This is a genomic window from Flavobacterium gilvum (assembly GCF_001761465.1).
GTDB lineage: Bacteria > Bacteroidota > Bacteroidia > Flavobacteriales > Flavobacteriaceae > Flavobacterium > Flavobacterium gilvum.
On the sequence record NZ_CP017479.1, the window covers coordinates 1,478,340 to 1,503,881 of the forward strand.

The 25,542-nt window shown below is 34.2% G+C and carries 19 protein-coding genes and 1 tRNA gene; 12 read left to right on the forward strand and 8 right to left on the reverse strand.

Annotated elements, in window-relative coordinates:
• Positions 1–97: 97 nt before the first annotated feature.
• From rpsB to rplM, 3 genes are all read right to left on the reverse strand, one after another.
• Positions 98–877 (reverse strand): 30S ribosomal protein S2, encoded by a 780-nt coding sequence (gene rpsB, locus EM308_RS06200; RefSeq protein WP_035635097.1) that lies wholly within the window; start codon positions 875–877, stop codon positions 98–100.
• Between the two features lie 243 nt (positions 878–1,120).
• A complete protein-coding gene (gene rpsI / locus EM308_RS06205) occupies positions 1,121–1,507 on the reverse strand; it encodes a 30S ribosomal protein S9 (protein ID WP_035635095.1) in 387 nt (128 codons plus the stop codon).
• Positions 1,507–1,962, reverse strand: coding sequence for a 50S ribosomal protein L13 (gene rplM, locus EM308_RS06210; protein ID WP_035635092.1), 456 nt, complete (start codon positions 1,960–1,962; stop codon positions 1,507–1,509). Before rplM ends, rpsI begins: the two co-directional genes overlap by 1 nt.
• A 325-nt stretch (positions 1,963–2,287) precedes the next feature.
• On the opposite strand from rplM, the gene EM308_RS06215 reads away from it, so the two are divergent.
• Positions 2,288–3,307: a LacI family DNA-binding transcriptional regulator gene (locus EM308_RS06215; RefSeq protein ID WP_035635089.1), complete on the forward strand. Its 1,020-nt coding sequence runs from the start codon at positions 2,288–2,290 to the stop codon at positions 3,305–3,307.
• Between the two features lie 81 nt (positions 3,308–3,388).
• On the opposite strand, the gene EM308_RS06220 is transcribed toward EM308_RS06215, so the two are convergent.
• The gene (locus EM308_RS06220) at positions 3,389–3,823 is read right to left on the reverse strand and encodes a hypothetical protein (RefSeq protein ID WP_035635088.1); all 435 of its coding nucleotides are present in this window, start codon (positions 3,821–3,823) and stop codon (positions 3,389–3,391) included.
• A 316-nt stretch (positions 3,824–4,139) separates the two neighbouring features.
• On the opposite strand from EM308_RS06220, the gene EM308_RS06225 reads away from it, so the two are divergent.
• The gene (locus EM308_RS06225; RefSeq protein WP_035635085.1) at positions 4,140–4,985 is read left to right on the forward strand and encodes an SGNH/GDSL hydrolase family protein; all 846 of its coding nucleotides are present in this window, start codon (positions 4,140–4,142) and stop codon (positions 4,983–4,985) included.
• A 187-nt stretch (positions 4,986–5,172) separates the two neighbouring features.
• Here the strand turns inward: EM308_RS06225 and polA are convergent, their stop codons facing one another.
• Complete coding sequence (gene polA / locus EM308_RS06230) at positions 5,173–8,070, reverse strand: DNA polymerase I (RefSeq protein ID WP_035633580.1); 2,898 nt, start codon at positions 8,068–8,070, stop codon at positions 5,173–5,175.
• 518 nt (positions 8,071–8,588) lie between these two features.
• Here polA and EM308_RS06235 point away from each other — a divergent pair.
• From EM308_RS06235 to EM308_RS06260, 6 genes are all read left to right on the forward strand, one after another.
• On the forward strand, positions 8,589–8,777 hold the full coding sequence (locus EM308_RS06235; RefSeq protein ID WP_035633583.1) for a hypothetical protein: 189 nt from the start codon (positions 8,589–8,591) through the stop codon (positions 8,775–8,777).
• 155 nt (positions 8,778–8,932) lie between these two features.
• On the forward strand, positions 8,933–9,607 hold the full coding sequence (locus EM308_RS06240) for a response regulator transcription factor (RefSeq protein WP_035633585.1): 675 nt from the start codon (positions 8,933–8,935) through the stop codon (positions 9,605–9,607).
• A 115-nt stretch (positions 9,608–9,722) separates the two neighbouring features.
• Complete coding sequence (locus EM308_RS06245) at positions 9,723–11,057, forward strand: sensor histidine kinase (RefSeq protein ID WP_231559973.1); 1,335 nt, start codon at positions 9,723–9,725, stop codon at positions 11,055–11,057.
• A 104-nt stretch (positions 11,058–11,161) separates the two neighbouring features.
• On the forward strand, positions 11,162–11,356 hold the full coding sequence (locus EM308_RS06250; RefSeq protein ID WP_035633640.1) for a hypothetical protein: 195 nt from the start codon (positions 11,162–11,164) through the stop codon (positions 11,354–11,356).
• Positions 11,357–11,531: 175 nt separating this feature from the next.
• Entirely contained in the window at positions 11,532–12,767 is a 1,236-nt protein-coding gene (locus EM308_RS06255) for a metallophosphoesterase (RefSeq protein ID WP_035633588.1), read from the forward strand.
• A 72-nt stretch (positions 12,768–12,839) separates the two neighbouring features.
• Positions 12,840–13,136, forward strand: a complete 297-nt coding sequence (locus EM308_RS06260) for a thioredoxin family protein (RefSeq protein WP_035633591.1) — start codon at positions 12,840–12,842, stop codon at positions 13,134–13,136.
• Between the two features lie 16 nt (positions 13,137–13,152).
• On the opposite strand, the gene EM308_RS06265 is transcribed toward EM308_RS06260, so the two are convergent.
• On the reverse strand, positions 13,153–13,782 hold the full coding sequence (locus EM308_RS06265) for a polysaccharide deacetylase family protein (RefSeq protein WP_035633593.1): 630 nt from the start codon (positions 13,780–13,782) through the stop codon (positions 13,153–13,155).
• A 279-nt stretch (positions 13,783–14,061) separates the two neighbouring features.
• The gene (locus EM308_RS06270; RefSeq protein WP_035633595.1) at positions 14,062–17,337 is read right to left on the reverse strand and encodes a glycosyltransferase family 117 protein; all 3,276 of its coding nucleotides are present in this window, start codon (positions 17,335–17,337) and stop codon (positions 14,062–14,064) included.
• Positions 17,338–17,598: 261 nt separating this feature from the next.
• Between EM308_RS06270 and EM308_RS06275 the strand changes: the two genes are divergently transcribed.
• The 4 genes from EM308_RS06275 (at position 17,599) to EM308_RS06290 (ending at position 24,251) form a co-directional block, all read left to right on the forward strand.
• Positions 17,599–17,669 (forward strand) — tRNA-Gln (locus EM308_RS06275).
• A gap of 844 nt (positions 17,670–18,513) precedes the next feature.
• On the forward strand, positions 18,514–21,651 hold the full coding sequence (locus tag EM308_RS06280; RefSeq protein ID WP_051877622.1) for a SusC/RagA family TonB-linked outer membrane protein: 3,138 nt from the start codon (positions 18,514–18,516) through the stop codon (positions 21,649–21,651).
• A 101-nt stretch (positions 21,652–21,752) separates the two neighbouring features.
• A complete protein-coding gene (locus EM308_RS06285) occupies positions 21,753–23,654 on the forward strand; it encodes a RagB/SusD family nutrient uptake outer membrane protein (protein ID WP_035633597.1) in 1,902 nt (633 codons plus the stop codon).
• Between the two features lie 117 nt (positions 23,655–23,771).
• Positions 23,772–24,251: a DUF5018-related domain-containing protein gene (locus EM308_RS06290; protein ID WP_035633598.1), complete on the forward strand. Its 480-nt coding sequence runs from the start codon at positions 23,772–23,774 to the stop codon at positions 24,249–24,251.
• Positions 24,252–24,335: 84 nt separating this feature from the next.
• On the opposite strand, the gene EM308_RS06295 is transcribed toward EM308_RS06290, so the two are convergent.
• A complete protein-coding gene (locus tag EM308_RS06295; RefSeq protein WP_035633600.1) occupies positions 24,336–25,334 on the reverse strand; it encodes a GntR family transcriptional regulator in 999 nt (332 codons plus the stop codon).
• Positions 25,335–25,542: the final 208 nt, after the last annotated feature.

Here is a 25,542-nt window from a genome sequence, read left to right on the forward strand (position 1 = left end):
AGATTGAAAATTCTTTTAAAAGAAATTACGAATTACAAATTACGAATTACGCAAAATTCACATAATTCTAAATTCATAATTCGTAATTGTTTTTGATTTATTCTTCAGTTGCAGGAGCTTCTTCAGCTTCAACAGCTGGAGCTTCAGCTTCAGCAACAACTTCAGTAGCATCAGCTTCTTTATCAGAAGTTCTGTTTGCAAGACCATCAATGATAGAAGTAGTTACTAAAGATAAAATTTTCTCAATTGATTTAGAAGCATCATCATTTGCAGGGATAACATAATCTACTTCACGTGGATCAGAATTGGTATCAACCATTGCGAAAACTGGAATGTTTAATTTTTGAGCTTCTTTTATTGCGATGTGTTCAGCTTTGATATCTACTACGAACAATGCGGCAGGAAGTCTAGACATATCTGCGATTGAACCTAAGTTTTTCTCTAATTTAGCACGAAGACGATCGATTTGCAATTTTTCTTTCTTAGAAAGAGTGTTGAATGTACCATCTTTCTTCATTTTATCAATAGAAGACATTTTTTTAACTGCCTTTCTGATAGTTACGAAGTTAGTAAGCATTCCACCTGGCCATCTTTCAGTGATGTAAGGCATGTTTGCAGCTTTTGCTTTGTCAGCAACGATGTCTTTAGCTTGTTTTTTGGTAGCTACGAATAAAATTTTTCTACCTGATGCAGCGATTTTTTTCAAAGCTTCATTTGCCTCTTCTATTTTTGCTGCAGTTTTATATAGATTGATAATGTGAATACCATTACGCTCCATATAAATGTAAGGAGCCATGTTTGGATCCCATTTTCTAGTCATGTGTCCGAAATGAACACCTGCTTCTAGTAATTCTTTTACTTCTACTTTGTTTGACATTTTTGTACTAGTTTACGTTCTGTTGAATTAGCAATGTCCCGTTTTGGATTTAATGATTTAAAAATTCAAAGATTTAAAAATTTCAGTTGAAATCTTTTAATTATTCAATCTTTTAATCTTTCAATCTCGGTTTCATTTAGATGCTAAACTAATCTCCAACCTCGGCTGGACAACAACAACATTGTTTTAAAATTTTTAATACATTCTCCAAAGTCTTGTATAAATGATACAAGACAGGTAATATTAACGTTTAGAGAATTGGAATCTCTTACGAGCTTTCTTCTGACCGAATTTCTTACGTTCAACCATTCTTGGGTCTCTTGTTAATAAACCTTCTGGTTTCAAGATAGATCTGTTTTCAGCACCTACTTCACACATTACGCGTGCCAATGCCATTCTTACAGCTTCTGCTTGACCATTAGAACCACCTCCGTAAACGTTTACTTTTACGTCAAAGTTTGATGCATTTTCTGTCATAGACAGTGGTTGCAAAACTTTGTATTGTAAAGTTGCAGTTGGGAAATAAGTTGCGAATGGTTTTTTGTTTACAGTGATTACTCCAGTTCCTTCAGAAACATAAACACGTGCAACAGCGGTTTTTCTTCTACCGATTTTGTGAATAACTCCCATTACTTAAGATCGTTTAGGTTAACAGTTCTAGGTTTTTGAGCTCCGTGTTTATGCTCAGATCCTACAACAACATTTAAATTTCTAAAAAGTTCAGCTCCTAATTTGTTTTTAGGTAACATTCCTTTTACGGCTTTCTCTACTAATAATGCAGGGTTTTTAGCTTGCATAACTTTAGCAGTTAAACTTCTTTGTCCTCCAGGGTAACCAGTGTGACGGATGTATGTTTTTTCATCCAATTTGTTACCTGTAAGGTTGATTTTTTCTGAGTTGATAACAATTACGTTATCTCCACAGTCTACGTGTGGTGTGTAACTTGGCTTGTATTTACCTCTCAAAATCATAGCGACTTTTGAAGCAAGACGACCTAAGTTATGACCATCAGCGTCTACAACAATCCATTCTTTTGTAGAATTGGCTTTTGTTGCTGAAATTGTCTTGTAGCTTAATGCGTTCACAATAATATATTTTAATTAAACATTCCATCCCCAATAAAGGGGTTGCAAAAGTACAATTAATTATTTTAAATCCAAATAGCTTATTTGAATATTTTTTTGAGGGCTTTATGCTGATTATCAAATGTATATTTGCTGTGAGATTTATTTGGTGAAATATTTTCCCGGAATATTTTTTTTTGATATTGTATTTTTTTGTAATTTTCGTTTTTATCTTATCAATAGTCTGTCAAATTTTAAATATTTATTAAATAACAGCGAGTTTTGATTAATTCTTTGTTATTTTGTTCTTACTAAGAACGTACAGTACTTAAATACCTTATTTCCAATGAAAGCAAAAGCTACATTAAAACAAATTGCAAGAGAACTTGATGTATCGGTATCGACTGTTTCCAAAGCGCTTAATGACAGCCCTGAGATTAGCGAACAAACAAAAAACAGAATAAAAGAATACGCCAAATTAAAAAATTACAAGCCCAATGTTATCGGTTTGAATCTTAAAAACCGTAAAACAAAAACTATTGGAGTCATCATCCCTAATATATTGAATTCATTTTTCGCAAAAGTTTTCAGCGGTATAGAAAAGGTGGCAGATGAGAATGGTTATAATGTAATTATGTGTATTTCGAATGAGTCTTTGGAAAAAGAAGCTCATACACTCGAAATGTTGAGCAACGGAACTATTGACGGATTTGTTTTGTCAATTTCTGAAGAGGCTCAGAAACAGCAGGAATACAACCATTTGAAAGAAATTATCAATGAGGGAACTCCAATTGTAATGTTTGACAGAACCACCGATGAAGTAGAATGTGACAAAGTGATTGTTGATGATTTTGATTCTGGACATGATGCTACACAACATTTAATAGATCTAGGATGTAAAAATATTGCTTTGATTTCATCTGCAGATAATCTGAGTGTTGGAAAATTAAGAGCCGAAGGATATTTAAAAGCACTGAAAGATAATAATATACCCGTAAATGAGAATATTATTATAAGAAGTGACTCAGAAATGGATTTTGCTGAGAAAATTAATGACTTGTATTCGAATAATCTTGTTGATGGAGTTTTTGCCCTAGACGAAAATGATTCGGTTGCAGCATTAAAAATCGGAGTGAAAAAAGGATATAAGATACCAAGAGATCTTAAAATAATTGGTTTCGCTGATGGAATTCTTGCTTCCAGACGATTATCTCCTAGTTTGACAACTGTGAGTCAGCACGGTATTGAAATTGGAGAAGTTGCTGTAAAATTGCTGATCGACAGATTGGAATCAAAAGATGAGCACAAACCTTATGAAACCGTTATCATCAAAACACAACTAAAAGAAAGAGAGTCTACCAAGTAGAAATTAATCATAAAAAAAGGCAATCAAAACTAAAAACTTGATTGCCTTTTTTATTTTTATGCTAATGGGGTTTTGGAATTATTATTTGTTCTTTTTTCCATTGCCCTTATTTCCATTGTCTTTATCGTCTTTGTCTTTATGTGAATCCGATTCGTACTCTTTTTCGATTTTTTTCACATCTCCGTGAGAAACTGATTTTCCAGGTTTGTATTTTGTTTTGTGTACAGAATTATCTTTCCATGGGTTGTCTCCTTCAAAATCAAAATCATTGTAACTTCCAACTAGTCTAATGGATGTAGGTAAAGTGACAACGGTTGTCCAAGTGGCTCCTCGTAGGTAAGTGTATCTTTTTACCACAGGGTCAAAATACACATTGGCTTCCGGATAGTATCTGTATTTTTTCTTAACTCCATACGCTTTTGCGTGTGCAGGAGGGTTTTGTGCATTAACGGCATAAGTGCCTACTCCAATAAAAAATACAAAAAACAAAATAATCGTTTTGATCGTTTTTTTCATAATAAGATTCTTTAGTTAATAAATGGTTTAAAAATCAGGTGATTAAAGATAATAAATTAGTCTTAAACTTTATGCGTTTTTTTTTAAATGAAACTTTTCTTTAAAAGTATCATTATGTTTTGGGTAGGATTGTAAATAATGATTATTTGATGGCTTTTTGTCGTACGAAGAATAAAAAAGAAAAAATGCCCAATTTGCAATGAGCAAGTTTCTATTGTTTTCTATATTTGAAAAAATATGTAGAGGTATTTATCATATATATTAAGAGTTTATAAAATGGCAAAGGGAAAAATAAAACAAAGCATAAATTAAAAATATGAAGCATATAATCGTAAGAGCAAGTATCTTTTTGTTGACAATTGGGTTTAATGGATTTGCACAGCAGATTGTTCCAAAAGTAAAAGTAACAGACAATGAAAAAACACTAAACTCACAATGGAAAGGAAAACGGGTGGCTTTTCTTGGGGATTCGATGACGGATAAACGTCGTGTTGGAACTACTTGTGTGTATTGGGAATATCTAAATGAATTGATGGGAATAGAGCCTTCTGTATATGGCATCAGCGGAAATCAGTGGAATGATATTTATAAACAATCTCTGAAACTGCATGATGAAAAAGGAACGAATGTTGACGTCATACTGATTTTTGCAGGTACAAATGACTATAACCACAATGTTTCATTAGGTGATTTTTTTAGCGAAGTGACAAAACAAACCAACTTTAACGGAAATGTGGTGACTCGTAAATACAGGACTCCAAACCTGAATGATTCAACCTTTTGTGGACGTATTAATAAAGCGATGTCTTACCTGAAGAATAATTTTCCGCAACAGCAAATTGTTATTATGACACCTATTCACAGGGGTTACGCTAAGTTTAACGAGAAGAATGTACAACCTGACGAAAACTATGCTAATGGAGAGGGTTTGTATATTGATTCCTATGTTGATGTTTTGAAAAAGGCGGCTTCCTATTGGGCGGTTCCGTTGATTGACCTCTATTCTACAAGTGGTCTGTTTCCAATGGCGGATGAACAATCGCAATATTTTGCAAACAAAGATACCGATAGACTACATCCCAATGCACTTGGTGATTATCGTCTAGCAAAAACCATTCAATATCAATTATTGGCATTGCCTTCGGGTTTTGTTACGGAATAGGTGGTGAAATCTAAATGTCACGCAATGTCGTTTTCTAAAAAAAGTTCTCGCAAAGACGCAAAGACGCAAAGTTTCAAACCTATTCCTTTGCGTCTTTGCGACTTAGCGAGAAAATAAAAAGTTTTAATTAGGAATTCTTGAAAAATAAAATTTCTAAGCTATCCCATATTATGACTGAAATCTAAAATCAATGTGCTTCCAGCCAGTCTTTTCCTGAACCTATTTCAACATCCAATGGAACATCCATTTTGAAGGCGTTTTCCATTTCGTATTTAATCATCGGTTTGATTTTTTCGAGTTCCGAATTGTGGACATCAAACACAAGCTCATCATGAACCTGAAGCAACATTTTAGATTTCCAGTTTTCAGTCGTTAATTTTTTGTGGATATTAATCATCGCAATTTTGATGATGTCGGCGGCGCTTCCTTGAATTGGAGCGTTTACAGCATTTCGTTCTGCTGCACCACGGACAACGGCATTCGCCGAATTGATATCTTTCAAATAACGTCTTCTTCCGGAAATAGTCTGTACGTAACCATGTTTTCGGGCAAAATCCACTTGATTAGACATGTATGATTTTAATTTCGGGTAAGTTGTGTAATAAGCATCAATCAACTCCGCACTTTCTTTTCGCGAAAGCGAGGTTTGGTTACTCAATCCAAATGCCGAAACACCATATATAATTCCGAAGTTCACCGTTTTGGCGTTGCTTCGTTGTTCTTTTGTTACTTCATCTAATCCAATATGGAAAACTTTTGCAGCAGTACTTCTGTGAATGTCTTCTTTGTTTTGGAAGGCTTTAATCATGTTTTCTTCTCCAGATAAAGCAGCGATAATACGCAATTCTATTTGCGAATAATCCGCAGAAACCAAAGTGTAATTTTCGTCACGGGCAACAAAAGCTTTTCGGATTAATCGTCCTCTTTCGGTACGGATTGGGATGTTTTGCAAGTTCGGATTGTTCGAACTCAAACGTCCCGTTGCAGCAACGGTTTGCATATAATCGGTGTGAACGCGACCTGTTTTGGAGTCAACTTGTGTGGGAAGTGCATCGATATAAGTACTTTGCAGTTTGACCATTTGACGCCATTCGAGAATGTCACGAACAATTTCGTTGTCATTGGCCAGATAGGATAAAACCTCTTCGCCAGTGGCATATTGACCGGTTTTGGTTTTCTTTTGTTTGGCTCCGCCAATTTTTAATTTTTCGAATAAAATATCGCCCAACTGTTTTGGGGAAGCCAAATTGAATTTCTCACCAGCAGTTTCATATATTTTTTGTTCCAATGCATTGCTTTCGGCAGCCATTTCAACAGACATCGATTTTAAAAAGGGAACGTCGAGATTGATCCCTTCCAATTCCATTGCGGCCAAAACCGGGATTAACGGGATTTCGATTTCCTCGAATAATTTTTTGGTTTCGGCTTTGTCGAGAATCGGGCTAAAATTTTGCTTTAATTGAAAGGTAATGTCGGCATCTTCGGCGGCGTATTCTTTGATGTCTTCCAAGGCGACTTCACGCATTGATTTTTGACCTTTTCCTTTTTTGCCAATTAAATCTTCTATGGATTTTGGTGAATATTTCAAATAGGTTTCCGATAAAACGTCCATATTGTGGCGCATATCGGGATTGATTAGATAATGCGCAATCATCGTGTCAAACAATTTCCCTTTTATTTGAACACCATAATTCGAAAGAATTTTTAAATCGTATTTTACGTTTTGACCAATTTTTTCGATGTTTTCATTTTCAAAGAAAGGTTTGAATTTGTCCGCCAAAGCTTGTGCTTCTACCTGATTTTCAGGAAACGGAACATAAAATGCTTTTCCTTTTTCATACGAGAATGACATTCCAACAAGTTCAGCGTTCAAAGCATCAATTCCGGTAGTTTCGGTGTCGAAACAAACCGAAGTTTGTTGAAGTAAATTTTGCAAAAGTAATTTTACGGCAAAATCACCTTGAATACTTTGATAAAAATGTTCGGTATTTTCTAAAGTCGCGTAATGCGAATTTGATTTTACCTCGCCGGTTTCTTCATCGGAAAAACCGAATAAATCAAATTGGTCTTCGTTGGATTTTTTAGCGGAAACTTTTTTAACTATTTTTTCATTGTCATTGATATTGTCATTGCCATTGATATTGTCATTGCCATTGATATTTCCATTACCATTAGTGTCTATTTCGTCATATTCTTTTCCGGTTCCAAAGAATTTGTCAAACTGCGTTTTCATTTGACGGAATTCCAGTTCCTGAAATAATTCGTCTGTTTTTTCGACATCGGGTTTTGATAATTCGTAGTCGGCAGCATTAAACTGAACCGGACAATCGAGTAGGATAGCGGCTAGTTTTTTGGACAAAATACCTTTGTCTGCATTGGCTTCAATTTTGTCTTTTATGGCGCCTTTTAATTGGTGGGTGTTTGCCAAAAGGTTTTCCATTGACCCAAATTCCTTGAGTAATTTTTTGGCTGTTTTTTCGCCAACTCCAGGTAATCCAGGAATATTATCGGCGGCATCGCCCATCATTCCAAGGTAATCTATTACTTGTTCGGGACGTTCTATTTCGAATTTTTCTAAAACCTCTGGGATTCCCCATATTTCGATGTCGTTCCCCATTCTTGCGGGTTTGTACATAAAAATATTCTCTGAAACTAATTGGGCAAAATCTTTATCAGGAGTTACCATAAAGACTTTGAAATCTTCTTTTTCGGCTTGTTTTGCCAAAGTTCCAATCAAGTCGTCGGCTTCAAATCCCGGAACCTCAATAATCGGAATGTGCATTGCTTTTAATAATTCCTGAATATAAGGAACGGCAATTTTTATGGCTTCGGGGGTTTCATCGCGGTGTGCTTTGTATTCCTGATACATTTCGTAGCGATACGTGCTTCCGCCTTTGTCGAAAGCTACTGCAAGATGGTCGGGTTTTTCTCTTTTGATTACATCCATTAATGCATTCATAAATCCCATAATGGCCGATGTGTCCATTCCTTTGGAATTGATTCTTGGGTTTTTTATAAAGGCAAAATAACCACGAAAGATAAGCGCGTAAGCGTCGAGTAGAAAAAGTCGTTTTTGAGCAGACATATTGAAATAATTAGTCTGTAAAAATAGGCAATTGCCTTTTAAAAATGAATTTGTGTATGAAATTTATAAACGAAGGAGTTGAAGTTTGTTTGAGGGTTTTATGCAGTTTTGATATTCCCCTCCTCTGGAGGGGTGCCCGAAGGGCGGGGTGGTAAATAGTATAGTGCAGAACACCCCGGCTTGCAGCCACCCCTCTTAGAAAGAGGGGAATGACAAACTAAGAGGAGAATTCGTTACTGAAATAGATGTTTCTAAAAAAGTAGAATGTTTCTCTTTAGCCCCGATGGGAACGGCATCCTGTGGTCCCGGGGTTCGGGGCCACAGATACAGTGGACAGCGGGAACCATCTCTCCTAAAAAGCCAAATGTTTCTGCTCCTAAAAATAATCAGGAAAGTCTATGTCCGTTAAGGGAAAGTTAAACTTTTGTGGAGCCGTAAATCTTCATTTTGTCTTCATTTTGTGGTTATACATTTGAACTAATTAAATAACTTATTATTAATTCAAAATTTTAAAAGTCATGAGAAATTTATTGATGTTATTAGTAGCAGTTTTAGGTACAGGCGTTATGGTTCATGCATTTCCTGCAAAAGGAGAAAAAGCAACTTCGGCTAAAGAAGTTACAATGAGAAAACACCACAAACACAATAAAGCCAAAAAAGAACAAAAAACTGCAACACCCCAAGCCCCAAGTGCTAATGCGAAATAACAATTGATTTTTTTGTTTTGTTTGTGTAAGAGTAATAATGTAGACAAAACAAAAAGATTGATTTGTGGAAGTCAGTAGAGAAATTTGCTGACTTTTTTGTATTTTAGAGAGGTCGAAATTTTATGAGTGAATATGTTTTTAAATTGAAATGAACTATGAAGATTCTTATTGTTGAAGATAATCCGGAATTGGCCTTGGAGGTGAGAGAATATCTTTCTGGAAATGGTTATATCTGTAAAATTTCGAAGAATTGTGAGGAAGCGCTGGAGGAAGTCAATAGCAACGATTATGATATATTGCTTTTGGATTTGGGCTTGCCTGACGGAAGTGGTTTTGATGTTTTAAAAAGCATTCGAAAAACAGAATCAAAAGTTGCGGTAATCATCATCACTGCGCAAGGAGAACTAGAAGACAGGATAAATGGATTGCAGCTTGGGGCTGATGATTATCTGACAAAACCGTTTGCTTTGACCGAATTGGGAGCGCGCTTGTTTGCCATTATCCGCAGAATGCATGGGTATACGGTTAATCAGCTTGATGTTCACGGTTTTAGTCTTCAATTGCAAGATTATAAAGTGAGTTATAAAGAGACTGCCATTAATCTAACCAAAAAAGAGTTTGATATTTTTCAGTATTTGGTTTTGAATAAAAATCGGGTAATTACTCGTTTGCAATTGACCGAACATATTTGGGGTGATATCCTCGAAGTTAATTCTGATTCTAATTTTATAGATGTACATGTTCGGAATCTTAGAAAAAAATTGGATAAACATTCCCCGATTGAATGGTTTGAAACGGTACGGAATGTGGGGTATAGGATAAATGTGTGATTGGGTTTGTTGTTTATAGTTTATTGTTTGTCGTTCTTTGCTAATAGACAAAAAATAGAAAAGCCTAATTACATTTTTTTTAAAGCCTAAACAACAAACCATAAACATTCAGATTATGAAAATTAAACATCAGCTTTCTATTTTTAATGCGTTGTCGCGTTTGTTGCTGATAATGGTTTTATGGATGATGCTTCCTGTTTTGGTCGAAAAAGTGGTTTATAATCATATCAATAAAAGTTTGTTGGAGAAAAAACAAAAATTTATTGTGCATTTGGATAAGGAAGAAATAAATGATTTTATTGTCCGAAAAGATACGTCTGAGACTTATTCTAGTTTTTCGACTTTACACAGTGAGTTTCTTTTGCTTTCCAGATTGCCTTCTAATAGTAAAATAAATCAAACGGTTTTTATTACCGAACCAAGAATAATCGAAGAAGAACGCAATGATTATAGAATTCTTCAATATTATTTTAAGTACGAAAACACGAATTATCTTTTGGAAATTGGTAATAGTTTGAGCGAAATCAAAGATCTTACCTTTGTAATTAGGATTTTTTTCATAATTGTTTTAATCATAATTGTTCTGATTACCTTCATTGCTGATACATTTTATATCGAATATTTATTAAAACCTTTTTATAGAATAATTGATAAAAAAATCCGTCACGTAAACGAACCCGAGGCTTTTGATCACACTCCGATACAGTCAAATTCTACTGATTTTCAGGAATTGGATACTGTTCTTAATCAAATGATGGATAGAATCACTGAATTGTTTAAAAAAGAAAAACAGTTTATAGCCAATGTTTCTCATGAATTGTTGACTCCTATTGCGCTACTGAAAAATAAATTCGAAAATCTGCTTCAAAATGAATCCTTGGATGACGATGCTGTGGACAAAATAGTGGGAGCGCTCGGAACGCTAGACTTGCTGAAAAAAGTAATTGCGAATTTATTGTTGATTTCAAAAATTGAAAACAATCAATACGCAGCAAATGAAGTTATAGATTTTGATGAGATAATCACTGATTTGGTTGCCGATTTGCAGGATCGAATTGAAGATAAAGAGTTGTCTTTTTACAAAAATTTGCAACATCATTTTAGTTTTAAAGGAAATAAAACCCTGATGCATATTTTGTTTTATAATTTGATTGTCAATGCAATAAAGTATAATAATCCTTTGGGGACAATAGAAATCAAAGACGGTTTTTTGAATGGTAATTATTTTTTGTCGATTTCGGATACTGGAATTGGATTGAGCGAAAAACAACAAAAGAACGTTTTTAAGCGATTTGCCAGAGTAAGTTCAGATCAGGAAGGGCAGGGGTTGGGGCTTGCAATTGCCGAAAGTATTGCGCAATTTCACCATATTGTTATTGAGTTAAAATCAGAAATCAAAGTTGGAACTACTTTTATTTTGTTATTTTCAAATGAGTCAAAACTTAATTAAAAGTTAATTTTTTCAGAAGGACCAAAACTTCATTTAATCTTCATTTACCAAACATAACTTTGACCTATAAATTAAATGTAATTAACAATTTAAAATCTCAAATCATGAAAAATTTATTGATGGTATTAGCACTAGCTTTAGGAACAACAGTAATGGTAAGTGCACAAACTAAACCAGCCTCAGCTCAAACAGCACCTGCAAAAGAGGTGAAAGCCACAAAAAAAGAAGCTAAAAAAACACACAAAACCGAAGCTGCTAAAGTTGTGACTACTGCAGAACCTGCAGCTGCAAAAAAATAATAGACTCTTTTGATAGGGAATATTTCACAGGATATTTCAAAAGATGTTTAATTTGGTTTTAATAGGTGAAAAAGGAGATAAGAGAATTTATCTCCTTTTTTTTGCGTTAAATTTATGATAATATAATCATTTAACTTTTTCATTAATTGTTACTTTGTACAAAATTCATAAAATAATGATTTTACGTTTATTCATCGTAGGTGCTATACTTTTTATTATTGAGCTTTATGCTTTTCAGGCTATCAGGACATTGGTCAAATTGAGATGGGCACTTATTTCATATCAAATAATCAGCTTTTTCCTTTTTGCATTTATCTTTTATTCTTTTACCCAATTTGATCGTTCTGTAGGGCAGACCAAACAAACTATGTTTACCATGGGTTTGTTGTTGGTTGTATATCTTCCTAAAATTGTAATGACGGTAATTCTTTTGGGAGAAGATGTATTCCGATTGGCAGCAGGAGCGATTAATTATTTTATAGATAATAACAGCAATGCCGATTTTTTGCCTTCCAGACGCAAATTTGTTAGTCAAATTGGTTTGGGGTTGGCCTCAATTCCTTTTTTGTCTTTGATTTATGGAATTTTTGAAGGGAAATATAATTTTAAAGTAATAAAGCAGGCAATCTATTTTCCGGATTTACCAGATGCTTTCAATGGGTTTACTATTACACAAATCTCTGATGTGCATAGCGGAAGTTTTGATAATCCCGAAAAAATTAATTACGCCATTGATTTGGTAAATCAGCAAAATTCGGATATGATTTTGTTTACGGGAGATATTGTGAATACTCATGCTAAAGAAATGATACCCTGGCTTGATACTTTCAATCGTATTAAGAAACATGAATACGGTAAATTTTCGGTTCTTGGGAATCATGATTATGGGGAATATGTGACTTGGCCTTCGCAACAGGCAAAGGCTAAAAATTTTCAGGATATTAAAAATCTGTATGGTCAAATTGGATTTCAACTGCTTTTGAACGAACACACTTTTATCGAAAAAGGCGGTGATAAAATTGCTTTGGTTGGAGTAGAAAATTGGGGGAAAAATTTCAAACAGGCAGGAGATTTAAATAAAGCTTCTCAGAATTTGGGTACAGATGATTTTAAAATATTGATGAGCCATGATCCAAGTCACTGGAACGAAGTGGTTCAGCATGACGATAAACATTTTCAGTTAACATTGTCAGGTCACACGCACGGTATGCAGTTTGGGATTGAGATTCCGGGAGTTTTTAAGTGGAGCCTTGCGCAATATGTGTATAAGCAATGGGCGGGTCTGTACGAAAATATGGGTAGATATGTTTATGTGAATAGAGGATTTGGGTTTCATGCTTATCCGGGTCGAGTTGGAATTATGCCGGAAATAACAGTAATTCAACTAATAAAAGGTGAAAAATTAGCATAATTGGTATAAAATGCTAAATTTGCAATATGTTATCTCTTTTCGAAAGTATTAGAAATTAAATATTTTGGTTGTATGTCAAAATTTGGAGAACTTATAAATACTCAAGTTCCTGTGTTGATAGACTTTTACACAGATTGGAACGAGTCTTCGGTATCGATGCATCCGGTTATAAAAGATGTGGCAGCTGCTCTTGGTGACAAAGTAAAGGTAATTAAGATAGATGTAGATAAAAATCAGGAATTAGCCGAAGCTTTGCGTATCAAAGGTTTGCCTACTCTGATGATTTATAAAGAAGGGATGATGATCTGGAGGCAGTCTGGAGAATTGGATGCCAATACTTTAATTGGTATTGTTCAGGAGCAACTGTAATTTTAACTTTTTAAAATTATTGAATTGTTTCAAAAATAAATCCTCTTTGTTTTAATATTTCGAGTGATTTCGGAAGTGCGTATTCAAGGTTTTTGAAGGCCTTTATGCTGTCATGAAAAATTATTATACTTCCTGATTGCACATTCTGCAATACATTTTCTAAGCATTTCTCAGGTGTTATGGTTTGATCAAAATCAGCGCTGAGAACATCCCACATGACTATTTTATAACCTAATTCCCGTAATTTTTTGGATTGCGATTTTTTTATTTTGCCGTAAGGCGGACGGAAGATTTTAGATTTTTGATTGATGATTTCGGATTCGCATAAGGCAACGTTTTCAAGATAATCTTCAGTCGAAGTATTCCATCCTCTCAGGTGATTATTTGTGTGATTCCCTATGGAATGACCTTCTTTCAGGGTTTTTAAGAAAATGTCTCTGTGGTTTTTTATGTTTTTGCCAATGCAAAAGAAGGTAGCTTTAACTTCGTGCTTTTTTAATTCTTCCAAAACCCATTCCGTAATTTCTTGAGTTGGTCCGTCGTCAAAAGTCAAATAGATTTTTTTCTCCGAATTTGGGATGTCCCAGATGTATTCGGAGAATATTTTCTTTATCAATTTGCTTGTTTTAATCCAGTAGAATTTCATACTCTAATTTACGATTAAACCTAGAATTTGCAATAGGAGTTCCATGTTTTTTTTCGCGCAGATTTCGCAGATTTCGCAGATTTTCGCAGAAAAAAAAGAGTGAAAAATCTGCGGAAGTCTGCGAAATCTGCGTGCTTTTTTTCTTATTTCCTCTTGACTTAATGACATTGACCGCTCGGGTGTGTGATTTGTGGCTATTGAGTAATTTTGGTTAATCCGGTTTTAAACAAAAAAATGCAGCGTTAAAACACTGCATTTTTAATTTTTTAATTTGATAAATTATTCTTTATCGCGTCCAAATCGAGCAAATATCTCGATATAGGTATTGAAAGTCTTTTTGCTTGTATTGTAATAATTCATATCATTACTTTCTTTTATTACTTGTAATAAACCTCTATAACGTTCTATGTCAGTTATGATTTCAATGCTGATGTTGGATTGTTCAGATGGAGCTAATTTGGCGTAATAATTAAGGTTCTCTCTGTATTTGCCTATTAGTTTATCAAGTAAATCATGGGCTTTTGCTTTTTCTCCCACATCATAATATCCTTTGGCGAATGGCTCTAAAAGCGAATAGTAACCAAATTTTTCCAAAGGCATTTTTGCCATTGCCAAGTTGATGATGTCTTTTGCTTTATTGATTTTTCCTTCTGCAATAAGTTGGTTCATCAAGCGAGCAAGATTCATTCTATACGTCAAGCTTTCTCTGCGGGTTTCTGGATCGTGATATATTTTATCGCTATCACTATTACCCCAATCCCATTTCATTACTTTGTTGTACATGTTTTCAGTATCAATGCGTCCCATATCCATTTGTCCGCCATCTTTTGGTAACGCAGTTTTTATTGGAACTAATTTATAAACCATACCTTCTAATTGCAGGTAGTTTTTCATCCATAAATAATCTTCGTCATCAAATGCGCCTCCGCTGAAATAAACAGGTCTTTTCCAATTGTTGTTGTTAATTAAATCCAACATCATCAATCGGTTTTTGTAAATGGCACTTCCTTTGATGTCGATATCAATATAAGGAACAATAGAGTCGTTTAATTTTGGATCAACTACTTTGTTTTTAATGATATTGGCTTTATCTATTGGAATTCTAATTTTATTTGTCGGGTAGAAATGTATCGTTTGCCCGTTTTGCATCTCTACTGTTGATTTTGGGTTTTTGATAAAAGAAATAAGATCATTCAAATCCCAACGGCTATCTGTTTTTTGTATATGAGCCACATAATCTAGCTTGTCTCCTACATATTCGTCATGTGTGAATGAAATAGGCAAAGCATTCGATTCGTATGCTTTTCTTTTCATTTGGTCAATGTACCAATCCGTCATGAATAGACTAGTGTTGACAATTTTTACATCGGTACGTATTCCTTCAATTTCCTGCGCATACCAAAGCGGGAAAGTATCATTGTCCCCAATGGTGAATAAAATAGCATTTGGGTCACAGGATTCAAGATAGGCTTTTGCCATGGCAGTAGCAGTATATTTTCCAGAGCGATCATGGTCGTCCCAGTTTTGGTAAGCCATAAGTACTGGCGCGGCAAGTAAACATGCGCCTATTAAAGCCGGTCCAGCAATTTTTGGTGTAACGTATTTTTGAAGGCTTTCATATAAGGAGTAAACCCCAAAGCCAATCCACATTGCAAATACATAGAACGATCCCACTAGGGCGTAGTCTCTTTCACGGGGTTCAAATGGTCTTTCGTTTAGATAAATTTTTAATGCGATTCCCATAAAAAGGAATAGAACCAAAAGAACATAGAAGCTTTTTCTGTCTTTGCTGGCATGATACATGATTCCTATAAGGCCAAGTATAAAAGGCAGGAAGAAATACACGTTTCGACCTTTGTTATTTAAAACATCCGAAGGTAAATTGTCTTGAGATCCTAAATGCAGACTATCTGCAAAAGGGATTCCGCTTATCCAGTTTCCGTCTAGGTAGTCATATCTTCCTTGATTGTCGTTTTGTCTTCCAACAAAATTCCACATCAGATATCTCCAATACATATAGCCAAACTGGTATTCAAACATAAAACTGAAGTTGTCTACAGTAGTTGGTTTATCAATAATTAAATAATCACTATAATGCTTTAAGAATGCAACATAACCTTCGTTGTCTATTTGTTTTTGGGCATAGGCTTTTCTGAATTCGGCTATGGTTTTTTCGGTTTCGTTTTTTAATTGAGCAATAGCTTTGTTGTAATCTTCCTCGCTTAATTTACTTGGATCCAAACCGTATTTAACCAAATCTTCCTCATAAGGATAATCAGGATTCATTCGGAATTCAGGAGGATTAGTGAAGTTCATGTAATTTTCAATATGCTCTGTACTCCACATTCTCGGCAAAATAGTTTTTTGGTTGTCGTCACTATTTTGTTCGGCGTTTTTGTAGTTGTTTACAATAACATATTTTCCTGTTTTATAATCTCTCTCGTAGTTTGGTTTTTTGTCTAAATATGGAGTATTAGGATCAAGTCCTACAAAAGCTTCTGTGTATTGAGGTCCGTAAAACAATGGATTTACACCGTATTGCTCTCTATTATAATACGCCAAAACTTCGGCAGCATCTGATGGTTTATTCTCGTTGATAACGGTGTTCGAATTCGCTCGGATTGGCAACATTAACCAAGTTGAGAACCCAATAAGTATAAAAAGGATGCACAATATAAGTGTATTGTAATGAATTAACCCTTTTTTATGAGTGTAATTCAAACCAAAATAAAAGAATGCAATGAGAAGCAGGGTAACGAAAATAGTTCCCGAGTTAAATGGTAATCCCATTGAATTAACCATGAAAACTTCTGTTTTTCCAAAGAAAGCCATTGTTAGTGGCAGTAATAATTTGAATATAAAAAGAAGTATTGAAACTACTACGATATTAGCAATAATGAAGTTTTTGACAGTGACTATTTTGTAGTTTTTGAAAAAATATAAAAATCCGATAGCTGGAATAGTCAACAGTGACATGAAGTGAACACCAAACGATAATCCAACCACCAACGAAATTAATAGCAACCATCTATTTCCTCTTGGTGTATTCATTTCCTGTTCCCAACGTAATCCTAACCATAAAAGTAAAGAGATTAACAAGGTTGCCATGGCATAAACTTCGGCCTCGACAGCATTGAACCAGAAACTATCAGAAAATGTATAGGCCAAAGAACCAACCAATGAACTTCCAAGTATTACAATTGAATTGTTGGCGTTGATTTCGGTATATTGACTAATTACCTTTTTTAAGATCATTGTTGATGACCAAAACATAAATAATATAGTAAAGGCACTGGAGAACACAGAAGTCATATTTACCATTAGTGCAATATGTTGTTTGTCTATCGCAAACATTGCAAAAAAAGCACCAATCATTTGGAATAACGGAGCTCCAGGAGGATGGCCAACTTCAAGTTTGGCGGCTGTTGCAATGTATTCTCCACAATCCCAAAAACTCATTGTGGGCTCAACAGTAAGCGTATAAGTTATTAAAGCGATTGAAAAGGCAATCCAACCTGTAATTGTATTCCATTTGTTGAAATTGAAAGATGTCATATACTAGTCTTCTGTTTTTTTTATATGTTTTTAAAGCGTTACAAAGAAAATGCTTTTTTTTTTAAAGTTAAGTCGCATTGTTATAATTTTATTGAAAATTATAGCTTTGCTAAATGGTATGTGTTTCAGTAATTTAATAGGTTTTTGTTTTTTAAATCGAAAATTGTTTCATTTTTTTTGAAGAAAAAGATAAAAAAAGTTTGCACAACTAGTATTTTGTTTTAAATTTGCACTCGCTAAGCAAGAAAGCTAGTAACATGCTGGTCTATGGTGTAATGGTAACACAACTGTTTTTGGTGCAGTCTTTCTAGGTTCGAGTCCTAGTAGACCAACATAAAGCCCCTCATTTTGAGGGGCTTTTTTTATGCTGTCAATTTTTTGGGTCAATCCCCGATTAATCCCAAAACGGATCAATCTCAAAATCTGTGGGGGAGTAAATTTTTTTTTCGCAAGGCAAGATCTCTACTTTTTTTTGTGACCAGTCCTTCAAATCGGATTTGTTTAAGGATTAATTCGGTAAGAGTCTTGTTTTTTTGAGCTTAATACTTTCATTGAATAAAAAAATCCAAAAAAAAACTTTTTTGTACCTACTGGTGCAGTATGGTTTGATGAAATCAGTATTCATTTGTGTTTTTTTTAGTCTTAGTTTTCCTTTTTTTAGTCTCCATAAATTTTTTTTCGAAACCTTGGTACGAGCACACTTGTTTGTTTGAAGCTTTGTGTTTTGGCTGATTGTGTGTTGTTGTTTTTTGAAAAACCATTGTTTTGATATTTTTTTAGATAGAAAGTATGATTTGTTATTCGTGATTTTTATGAATTATTTTTTTTCTAATAAATATTTTTGACAAAAAACCAGTAGGTAACAGTAGTGTGTATTGGTAATTTAATATTATGTTTGTTTTGTTAGTTTGTTGCTTTGAATTAAACAAATACTGTTTTTTAAACCGTCTTTTTTTAGATAAATCTCAAAAAAAGTATAATATTATTAGATAAGATGCATTATTGGTGTATTTATAACTCTATCGATTTAGTGGGTTTAAAACGAATTTAATATGAAATTAGGATAATAATAATGTAAGGATATAAATATTTAGAATATTATCAATTTTTTATACAAAATGCCTATGAATAAAGCCTTAATGCTATTAAAAAAAAACAATAAACAAAAACAAAATTATGGAGAATAAAATTATTTTATTGGATTCAAAACCACATCCAAAAAACTTAGCCTCTTGCAAAAATTGGTTTACAAAAGAGCTGTTAACAATAGCTTTTGTATTGCTGTCAATAATAACTTCGGCACAAACAAAAATTAATGTATCTGGAATCGTAAGAGATGGTAAAAATGTACCTTTACCGGAAGCGGTTGTGACAGATAAAGAATCTGGAAATTCTGTTTCAACAGGTTCAGACGGGAAATTTAAACTTACAAATGTTAATTCTAATTCGCAAATAGAAATTTCTTATGTTGGTTTTGAGACACAAGTATTGCCAGTGTCGAATAAAGCTACAATTAATGTAACGATGCATGAAAAATCAACAGGGCTTGATGAAGTTGTTGTTGTTGCATTTGGTAAGTCAAATTCGAAAAAACTTTCATCTTCAGTTTCTACAATTAAAGCCGAGGATATTGCCATCGCACCTGTTACTTCTATTACTCAAAGCTTGGCCGGTCGTGCTCCGGGTCTTATAGTTACTCAATCAGGAGGGGGGATTAATGCGAATGGTTCTGTCAGTATTCGTGGTGGTGGTACGCCACTTATTGTAATCAATGGAATTGTTTCAAAATATTCTGATTACGACTTACTTAATCCTGACGACATAGCAACGTTCTCTATACTTAAAGACGCGGCTTCAACAGCAATGTATGGAGCAAGAGCTGGAGATGGTGTTATTGTTGTAACAACCAAAAAAGGAAAAGGAAAAGCAAATATAAAATTCAGTACGGATTTTATGATGACCCAACCAACTTTTCCTCTAGATAAATTGAGCTCGTATGAAAAAGCTACTTTGGAGAACGAGTTAAAAGCAATGTATAAGAACCAAACAGGCAGTGGTCCAAGATGGACTGATGCGGAATTAGAAAAATACAGAACTGGTTCTGATCCGTATAAATATCCAAACACGCAGTGGGAAGATATAGCTTTGAAAGAAATGGCACCTCAATACAGGTATAATCTATCTATGGATGGAGGCAGTGAAGAGAATAATTATTATGCTTCGTTTGGAGTATTGAACATTGGAACTATTTTTAGAGATAACACAAATAGTCAGAAACGTTACAATTTCAATTTAAGAACAAGTTCTACGATTGGTAATACAGGCCTTACTGTTACGCCTGCAATTAATGGATATATCGAAAACACTGAAGCACCGCTTAATCAATCCGCATCAGGAGGTATTGATGGTTATTATGGGGCTGTTTTCAGTCATATTGTTAACAGACTTCCATACCAATTGGGAGAAAATCAAAATGGCCAATTGTATGCGCAAAATGACAATCCGCTTGTTGATATGTCGCCTCTTGGAGGTTATCACAAACGTTATAACCAACGTATGGTAGGTCAAGTTGATTTGGACTGGAAATTGCCATGGGTAAAAGGATTGACAATGAATGCGATAGCTAATTATTCGACACTTACCTCTGGAAATAAAATGTGGAATCAAACAGCTCCAGTTTATGATTTGAATGGTGCTAAAGGGCCTAATCAACCTATGAGTTTAAGCAAAAGCAAAGCTCAAGAGCAGTCTTGGAGTGTTCAATATCTTGTAAACTACGATAAAACTTTTGCAGAGAAACATAATGTAAAAGCAACAGTTGGTTACGAAGCAAGTTATATTTGGGGAGATAATCTGTCTGGGTCAAGAGACGGTTATATACTTCCAATTGATCAAATGGGTTCTGGTCCTGCTAGTACTCAAAAGAATTCTGCAACCGAATATGAAGAAGGACGTGCGGGTATTATTGCTAGTTTAGGATACGAATTCAACAATAAATACCAATTGGGGGCTTCGATGAGACACGACGGAAGTGATTATTTTGCTGAAGGAAAACGCTGGGGGAATTTCTACTCAACTTGGGTAGGATGGACGGTTTCAAACGAGAAATTCTTTGATTATTTGAAATCTAATGATATATTAGACTATTTTAAAATCCGTGCTACTTATGGAGAAACTGGTAAAAATAGCGGTATAGGGCGTTATGCATATATGCAATCTTATGGTTACAATGCTGAGGGAATTGTTATAGACGGAAAATTGTATCCTACATTTAGTGAGGGAGCTTTACCAAGTCCGGATATTTCTTGGTTTACCCAAACAACTACAAATATTGGATTTGATTTTGAGACATTGAAAAATCGTCTACGTGGTAGTTTTGATTATTTTTATATGGAAACAACAGGTTTCTTAGCGTCACCTTCAAACATCGGTTTCACGGATCCTCTTGGTATTGCCCTTCCAACAGTATTGTCTGATGGAGAACAACGCAGAGAGGGGTATGATTTTTCACTTTCTTGGAGAGATAAAGTAGGGGAGGTTAATTATGAGGTAGGAGGAAACTATACTCATTATGATCAGATTAATTCTGTAAACTGGCAGGAAGCAACTACGGCCTTAAAAAACCCTTATACTCGTAGCACGCAACAAATGGGTTATTGGGGGGTAGGTTATACCAACTCGGGTTACTATCAAAATTCACAAGATGTGATGAACAACCCGAGAATGAATGTTTCAAATTTGGTTCCTGGAGATATAATTTACAAGGATTTTAATGGAGATGGTAAAATTGATGGTAATGATCAGACTCGTATTGGTAAATCTGGAAGTCCGAGAGGGAATTACGGAATTAATGGAAAAGCATCATATAAAGGATTTTCTTTTGATATTTTGTTCCAAGGTTCTACGCGAAGAGATATTTCTATAGGAACGACTTATCAAGGTCAGCCAGCTTACGGCTTTGTGATAGATGAGCATAAAGATTATTGGAGACCAGATAACACAGATGCTCAATTCCCAAGACCACAGGGAGATGCGTTGCTTAATGGAGGTAATAATTATCAAACATCTGATTTTTGGTTGATTAATGCAGGTTACTTTAGATTGAAAAACTTAGCAGTGGGATATGATTTCAAAAATTCAATATTAAAAAATGATAAGGTGCTTAGTCTTTGCAAACTGACATTTAGCGGAAACAACCTGTTTACGATTTCAGATGCCACAAAATGGGGACTTGATCCTGAAACTGCAAGCAGTACTGGATGGGGATATCCTGTTTCAAGAACTTACAGCCTTAGTTTAAACATAGGATTCTAAAGATGGTTATTTAGTCCTTTTGTTTAAAAACATGAATGTTGAATCTAAGAAATTAATTTTAGTGGTTTTATTTATAAAGCACGATAAAAACAAAAAATAATATGAAAAAAACAATTATAAAAGCGATGTGTGTTCTTACTGTAGGCTTATTGGCGGCCTCATGTAATGACTATATGGATACTTCTCCTGCTGAAATTTACAATGAAGATATTGTTTGGGGATCTCGTCAAACAGCAGACGCATTCGTTTATGATGCTTATAACAATGTTATTCCTGCCTACACACAAACAGGAAGTGCGATGCCATGGGATGCTTCTACGGCAATGTGTGTTTTTACAAACAGAGATGGATATGACAGAAATTCATTTAACCAGGAATTAACGGCAAACACAAGTGATTTTGGTTTTTTTGGTGAATATGCAAAAGCCAGAAAAGTGAATTTAATTATAGAAAATGCTCAGAAATATAAAGGAAAGGGGCTTACCGATACGGATTCAAAAGAGTTGGTTGCAACCGGGAAACTTTTGAGAGCTTTATTGTATTTCAGACAAGCTAGAGGGGTTGGTAGAATTGTATATGTTGATCAAGTATTGGATCCTTCTGATGTTGATAATGGGAATGTATATAATTATAAATTGACTTCAACAGTTGAGGAGTCGTATAATTTAATTCTTAAAGACATTAATGAAGCATTACCTGATTTACCAACAGCAAAAAGAGATGGGGTCTTAAACAAATGGGCTGCATTGGCACTTAAATCAGAAGTTTGTCTACAGGGTGCTGCATATATGACTGATCTTGCAAAAAGAAATAATTTTCTTAATCAGTGTATTGCTGCGTCTGATGATCTTGAAACGAATGGAGGATTTTCATTAACTTCCAAATTTGGTGATATGTTCAATGAAAATGTAGCGAATGCAAAAAACGAAATTATCTTTGCTAGATATAGAGTAAGTTCTAATACTGGTGTGGATAATGATATTATGATTAGATTTTCACCTAACACTGGTAACGACAAAGTTGCAGCAGCAGGATCTGACGAAAGATTCAAAGTTGATTTTACATTTGAAGCATGGGGAACTATCTATCCTACTCAAAATTTAGCAGATCGATTTTTGACTATTGATGATGCAACAGGTAAAGCTGTAAAGTGGAATCAGTCTTCTCAGTTTATTAATGCCGTTAACAACCCTAGTTACACAAGTGTTCCGAGTTGGGCTAAAGACGCTAAACTTCAAGGAGGTGTTGAAACAAAAGATATTTCACTGTCAGGAGAAGCTAAGGTTCCAGGTACAAATATTTCAGATATTATTTATGCTAAAAGAGATGCTAGATTCTATGGAACTTTTGTTTATAACAACAGCGTATGGTATAATGAAAAAGTAACAACCCACTTTAGAGGTCTTTTGAATACCTATTCATACGACAACGATCCATCTCATTATATGACAGTAACTAATTATTGTTATAGAAAATATGTGTATAACAATGTACAAGGTGGAAGAGTGTATTATGGGTACAGAACAGATTATCATGAAGTTTTGTTCCGACTTGGGCGTGTACTCTTGAATAAAGCAGAGGCTCTACTGATATTGGGAAGAATTCCTGAGGCTGTAACAGCATTTAACAAAACTAGAACTGTTCACGGACAATTACCTGCTTCTACTGCAAGTACTCCTGATGCCGCTTGGAAAGATTATCAAACAGAAAGAATTGTAGAACTTCCAATGGAAAATGATATTTATTGGTCTGCTCTTAGATGGGGATTAATTGGTGGTGCTGCAAATGAAAACCAACCTGCAAAATCTGATCCATTCATAATAAAAGAAGAGCCGACATTGATTACAATTTCAAAAGATGACAGTAAATTTTTTATAGGAAAAGTGTCTTATAAGGATATTAACAAAAGAGATTTTGACGAATCAAGAAGATTTCTGTTGCCTATACCAAAAGGGCAGTTGGATAAAAATCCGGCCTATGGACCACAAAATCCAGGTTGGTAAAAAACAAATTAATACTTTAGGAATTATGAAATCGCAGTTAACAACAAGTTTGCGTAAGCGAAAATCAATAAACAAGGCGATAACATATATGACTTTTAACAAATAAAATTTACGTATATGAAATTAAAAAATCTTTTCTTTTTAATATTTGCTATGTTTTCGTTGAGTTCATGCTTGAATTCTGATCTAGAGGATTTGCCTGAATACGAAGAAGCTAATATTACGAATGTAACAAAAGTAGTTCATCGTTATTATGACGAGAGCAATAAATGGGTAGACGGATCGCCTGTTGTAACAGAGAAAAACATGGCTAGTTTAACTAGAACGATTGACAACACGGCAAAGACAGTGATTATAAATTGCAGTGTCCCTCCTGCTGACGCTACAGGATCATATAATGCTGCTGAAAAGGCAAAAGTCTCAAAAACTAATTTAGTAGTTATTTTTGATATTTCGCCAGCAGCGATTATTGTTCCCCTTAATGGTTCTCCAAAACTTGGTGTACCAGGTGATTGGAGTGCTCCCCGACAATATGAAGTCACAGCAGCCAATGGTACAAAAGCTGTTTGGACTGTTACTTTGAATTTAACCCCATAATATGTTTTTTGGTTGTAGTTTAGTTTGAATTTGATTAAATCCGCAAATCTACTTTGAGATTTGCGGATTTTTTATAAATATATTTTATAATGATCCTCTTATGATTAAGTCAGATTTATTTTCAATTTGTCTCTTTTTGTTTTCAAAGGTCATCTGAGCCAGTATTTTTCCCATCGCTTCAAAGTCGGTTGATATTGTGGTGATTCCATTTTTAACCAATTTTTTTAAAGGAGTTTCATTATAAGAAATAATTCCAAAATCTTTACCAAGCTTCAATTTTTGCAATTTAGACTTTTCAATTACACTTACTAAATCTCTATCATTTGGAATGATATAAACTTCTCCATTCTCAATATGACGATTTTTAAATTCAGTAATCACCTCGTTTTCAAAATTAAAATCAGCTGCAAATTTCAAAAATCCATCTTTTATACCTACTGGAACGGTGTAACCAGAAAAAATTAGTATTAGTTTATTGTATTTTTTCAATTTAAATTTTCCCTTTTGCAAGCCTTTATATATATCTTTTTCAAAATTTTGGTATACAGCTGGGTATTTTTTAAGTTCTTCATTCGTTTGGTCAACTATGTATACCTCTTTTTCTGGGAGCGTGTCTATACAGGTAGCAGCGTTTTTTAAATCAGTGGGCATAATCATGTATTTTGTGTAAATACCATTACTCTCGTTGATATGTCTTTCAAATACTTTTGTATTGAAATGGTGAAAAAATATGTCAATTTGTGCCTCATCTCCCATGTGAGAAATAAACGAGTTATAAAGATCTTCTTTAAAGCTGTTTAATTCGTCAAATAGCAAGAAAATCCTTTGTTTTATTGCTATTTCAGAGCTTCTTACATAATACCCTTTTCCAAATATAGCATAGATTATTCCTCTTTTTTTTAAGTTATCATATGCTAATAAAATAGTATCTCTCGAAAGATTAAATTCTATTGCAACTTTAGTAACAGAGGGAAGTTTATCGTCTCTTTTTAAAATGCCCTTTTCAATACTTTTTTCAATGGAAAGCACAATTTGTTTGTATTTGGGTATTCCGCTATTTTCCTGAATCGTGATAACCTTCATATGTGTTAATTTATTGGAGTGTGGTTATGTAAATATCCTTAAGTACTCATTAACTTTGAGTGTTCTGGTGTTTGTATTTGTGCTTGAGTTTGACAAACTTATTCTAAGTGGTGATTTTCAAATAATTTTTTTGTAAGATAATAAAAAACAACTAGGGATTTTGTGGTGGTTTTTTATAATTATTCGAAAGTTTTAAAATAAAAAATGC

Bases quoted from the DNA above. Each gene is read 5' to 3' on its own strand.
- rpsB (WP_035635097.1), bottom strand. From the start codon at position 877: ATGTCAAACAAAGTAGAAGTAAAAGAATTACTAGAAGCAGGTGTTCAT.
- rpsI (WP_035635095.1), bottom strand. From the start codon at position 1,507: ATGGGAGTTATTCACAAAATCGGTAGAAGAAAAACCGCTGTTGCACGT.
- EM308_RS06215 (WP_035635089.1), top strand. From the start codon at position 2,288: ATGAAAGCAAAAGCTACATTAAAACAAATTGCAAGAGAACTTGATGTA.
- EM308_RS06220 (WP_035635088.1), bottom strand. From the start codon at position 3,823: ATGAAAAAAACGATCAAAACGATTATTTTGTTTTTTGTATTTTTTATT.
- EM308_RS06225 (WP_035635085.1), top strand. From the start codon at position 4,140: ATGAAGCATATAATCGTAAGAGCAAGTATCTTTTTGTTGACAATTGGG.
- polA (WP_035633580.1), bottom strand. From the start codon at position 8,070: ATGTCTGCTCAAAAACGACTTTTTCTACTCGACGCTTACGCGCTTATC.
- EM308_RS06235 (WP_035633583.1), top strand. From the start codon at position 8,589: ATGAGAAATTTATTGATGTTATTAGTAGCAGTTTTAGGTACAGGCGTT.
- EM308_RS06240 (WP_035633585.1), top strand. From the start codon at position 8,933: ATGAAGATTCTTATTGTTGAAGATAATCCGGAATTGGCCTTGGAGGTG.
- EM308_RS06245 (WP_231559973.1), top strand. From the start codon at position 9,723: ATGAAAATTAAACATCAGCTTTCTATTTTTAATGCGTTGTCGCGTTTG.
- EM308_RS06250 (WP_035633640.1), top strand. From the start codon at position 11,162: ATGAAAAATTTATTGATGGTATTAGCACTAGCTTTAGGAACAACAGTA.
- EM308_RS06255 (WP_035633588.1), top strand. From the start codon at position 11,532: ATGATTTTACGTTTATTCATCGTAGGTGCTATACTTTTTATTATTGAG.
- EM308_RS06260 (WP_035633591.1), top strand. From the start codon at position 12,840: ATGTCAAAATTTGGAGAACTTATAAATACTCAAGTTCCTGTGTTGATA.
- EM308_RS06265 (WP_035633593.1), bottom strand. From the start codon at position 13,782: ATGAAATTCTACTGGATTAAAACAAGCAAATTGATAAAGAAAATATTC.
- EM308_RS06270 (WP_035633595.1), bottom strand. From the start codon at position 17,337: ATGACATCTTTCAATTTCAACAAATGGAATACAATTACAGGTTGGATT.
- EM308_RS06280 (WP_051877622.1), top strand. From the start codon at position 18,514: ATGGAGAATAAAATTATTTTATTGGATTCAAAACCACATCCAAAAAAC.
- EM308_RS06285 (WP_035633597.1), top strand. From the start codon at position 21,753: ATGAAAAAAACAATTATAAAAGCGATGTGTGTTCTTACTGTAGGCTTA.
- EM308_RS06290 (WP_035633598.1), top strand. From the start codon at position 23,772: ATGAAATTAAAAAATCTTTTCTTTTTAATATTTGCTATGTTTTCGTTG.
- EM308_RS06295 (WP_035633600.1), bottom strand. From the start codon at position 25,334: ATGAAGGTTATCACGATTCAGGAAAATAGCGGAATACCCAAATACAAA.